Origin of the sequence: Vibrio sp. 10N.222.55.C7 (genome assembly GCF_041473335.1) — a bacterium.
Lineage (GTDB): Bacteria > Pseudomonadota > Gammaproteobacteria > Enterobacterales > Vibrionaceae > Vibrio > Vibrio crassostreae_C.
This window is the reverse complement of the sequence record NZ_JBFRSC010000123.1, coordinates 1-628: the sequence shown is the minus strand read 5'-3', so window position 1 is coordinate 628 and position 628 is coordinate 1. Positions and strand designations below refer to the sequence as shown.

General features: G+C 45.2%; 1 protein-coding gene. It reads left to right on the top strand.

The genetic code is table 11. The features are described 5' to 3' along the window. A partial coding sequence (locus AB4482_RS22965; RefSeq protein ID WP_372181798.1) for a VCBS domain-containing protein occupies positions 1–628 on the top strand: 628 nt, incomplete at both ends.

Below are 628 nucleotides of genomic sequence, written 5' to 3'. Positions count from 1 at the left end.
CACATCAAGTTACTATTACCGTGAATGGCACTAACGACACTGCGGTGATTGCAGGCACTAACTCTGGTGCGGTAACTGAAGAGTCGCAATTACAAACGTCTGGGACTCTGACTATTACAGATACCGATAAAGGCGAAGATCACTTCTCGAATACAGACATTGTTGGTTCATTAGGTACCCTACATCTTAAAGATAACGGTGATTGGACCTACGATTTAGACAATCAAAATCCGAGCGTGCAAGCGTTAGCGCAAGGCAAAACGGCAACCGACAGCATCACCGTTCACTCTGCCGATGGCACGCCACATCAAGTTACTATTACCATCAATGGCACTAATGACAGTGCGGTGATTGCAGGCACTAATACGGGTCAAGTGACTGAAGAAACGGTATTAACCACATTTGGCACATTAACTATTAGTGACACAGACACAGGTGAAGCCCACTTCTCTGATAGCGATATTGTTGGTCAATTAGGCACCCTACATCTTAAAGATAACGGTGATTGGACCTATGATTTAGATAATAACAATCCAACCGTGCAAGCGTTAGCCCAAGGTAAATCGGCGACGGACACTATCACCGTTCACTCTGCCGATGGCACACCACATCAAATCACTATTACCGT